At 62.1% G+C, this 2,494-nt stretch carries 3 protein-coding genes; all 3 read right to left on the bottom strand.

Annotated elements, in window-relative coordinates; genetic code table 11:
* Window positions 1–55: 55 nt before the first annotated feature.
* Window positions 56–754 (bottom strand): orotidine-5'-phosphate decarboxylase, encoded by a 699-nt coding sequence (gene pyrF, locus ACXRVY_RS23985; RefSeq protein WP_177413210.1) that lies wholly within the window; start codon window positions 752–754, stop codon window positions 56–58.
* A gap of 275 nt (window positions 755–1,029) precedes the next feature.
* A complete protein-coding gene (locus ACXRVY_RS23980) occupies window positions 1,030–2,085 on the bottom strand; it encodes an AI-2E family transporter (RefSeq protein WP_223459683.1) in 1,056 nt (351 codons plus the stop codon).
* A 69-nt stretch (window positions 2,086–2,154) separates the two neighbouring features.
* Window positions 2,155–2,494, bottom strand: a 340-nt coding sequence (locus tag ACXRVY_RS23975) for a DUF4892 domain-containing protein (protein WP_458238425.1), incomplete at its 5' end; no start/stop codon positions are given.

Raw genomic sequence — 2,494 nt, 5'->3', positions numbered from 1 at the left:
GCCTCATCGCGAGCAATCGAGCGTCGACCGGCTGCTCCCACAGGTTTAGCGGTGTTTAAGCGAGTTCGGCCACGACCGAAGCCAGCGCCTTGGCCGGATCCGCCGCCTGGCTGATCGGACGACCGATCACCAGATAGTCGGAACCGGCATCCAGCGCCTGACGTGGCGTCAGGATGCGGCGCTGATCGTCCTGGGCGCTGCCCGCCGGGCGAATCCCCGGGGTCACCAGTTGCAGCGACGGATGCGCCGTTTTCAGGGCATGGGCTTCCAGGGCCGAGCACACCAGGCCATCCATCCCGGCTTTTTCCGCCAAAGCGGCCAGGCGCAGTACCTGCTCCTGGGGCTCGATGTCCAGACCGATGCCCGCCAGGTCTTCACGCTCCATGCTGGTCAACACGGTCACGCCGATCAGCAACGGTTTCGGACCGCTGCGCTGATCCAGCACTTCACGGCACGCAGCCATCATGCGCAGACCGCCGGAGCAATGCACGTTGACCATCCACACGCCCATTTCCGCAGCCGCCTTGACGGCCATCGCGGTGGTGTTCGGGATGTCGTGGAACTTGAGGTCCAGGAACACTTCGAAACCCTTGTCGCGCAGGGTGCCGACGATTTCCGAGGCGCAGCTGGTGAACAGTTCCTTACCGACTTTGACCCGGCACAGCTTCGGGTCCAACTGATCGGCCAGCTTCAGTGCGGCGTCACGGGTAGGGAAATCCAGGGCGACGATGATAGGAGTCTGGCAGGCGGACATGAGTGGGCTCTCAGGCAAGTCGAAATCGGCGCGCATTGTAGCGGAACCAGCGCCGCTGCGGGACCCGATGATCGGTAAATCGTCGAGACGGTTCCGGCAAGACTAGCCCTCGAGGCGAATGTGTCGAGCTCGATACATACACGACACGCCCGCAACACCTGGGCCCGCTACCCTCGGCAACCGCAACATGCACCTGATACCGCAACAGAACCTGTGTGGAGCGGGCTTGCTCCGGGCAGCGTTCCGACCAAGAGGCCCCAAGCAGAATACAAATTTCAGGGCCGGCGATCTTCAACCCGTGCCTGAGTCTTGCTCCAGTCGATCAATAGGCTGTAGGCCACCGCCAGCAACGTCGGGCCGATGAACAGGCCGATAAAACCAAAGGCAATCAACCCGCCAAACACCCCAAGCAACACAATGACCAGCGGCAAGTTACCGCCTCGGCTGATCAGGTACGGCTTGAGCACGTTGTCGACACCGCTGATGACGAATGTGCCCCAGATCCCGAGGAATATGGCCATCCCGTACTCGCCTTTCCAGGCCAGCCACGCGGTCGCCGGAATCCATACCAGCGGCGGGCCCATCGGGATCAGGCTGAGCATGAACGTCACAATGCCGAGCACCAACGCACCCGGTACGCCTGTAATCAGGAACCCGATCAGCGCCAGGATCGCCTGGGCCGCCGCGGTGCCGATCACACCGTTCACCACCCGCTGTACCGTGCCCGCCACCAGTTCAATGTAGTAGCCGGCCCGTTGACCGATCAGCCGCTCCAGCAACGTGTGGACAAACGCCGCCAGGCGCGGCCCGTCGCGATAGAAAAAGAATACGAAGACGATGCTCAGGGTCAGTTCGAGAATACCGCCGCCGATCTGTGCGCTGCGCGCCAGCAACCAGTTACCCACCTGCCCCAGATAAGGCTTGAGCGACATCATCATCGCCGCGCCCTGCTCATCGATGCTGTTCCAGATCCCGACCAGCCGCTCGCCCACCAGGGGAATCGAACCCAGCCACACCGGTGCTTCGGGTAGCCCCTCGACCTGCGCATCCTTGATGAATGCCGTGGCATCGCGCACATGATCGGCAAGGTTGAAACCCAGCCACACCAGCGGTGCCGCTACCAGCACCATCCAGCCCAGCGTCAGCAATGCCGCCGCCAGAGACTCGCGGCCATTGAGCCAACGGGTCAACAAGCGCATCAGCGGCCAACTGGCAAATGCCAGGACCGCGCCCCAGAACATCGCCGACCAGAACGGCGCCATCACCCAGAAACTCGCGCCGAACAGCACCACGAGCAGGATCTGCACCAACAGGCGATCGTTATTGATCATCAAAAGTCTCGAAAAAGTCAGTCAGCAAAAGAGTAGGCGAACGCAGCGTGCACGCTCGCCCGGTACAGCCTAGCGCAATAGCTCGATGTGCAGGCCAGAGCCTTCGGCACTGCCGGTTTCCAGCCGCGCGGCACGCACGCCCTGGCCAATCAGGGCCTGACGCCAGGCTTCGGCGTTCGCTCCGGAAATACTGACCCGCAAAGTGGTGTCCAGATTCAGTCCGCGAGAAATCAGGCGTAGCCAGGTCTCGTCAGGTACGCTGTTCAACGTGGAAAAATCGAGCTCACCGGTGCTCCTGAGTTCACGCAGCAAGGTCGCGGAGCTCGGCAATAACTCACCCAGCGGTGCCGAAGCGTCGAACTGCTCGACATGCAGGTAGGCTTTGCGATTACCGCGGGTGATGCTGTAC

Source organism: Pseudomonas sp. P5_A2_2 (assembly GCF_054177685.1).
Note: the sequence above shows the minus strand (reverse complement) of the source record. Positions and strands in the feature narration are given on the sequence as shown.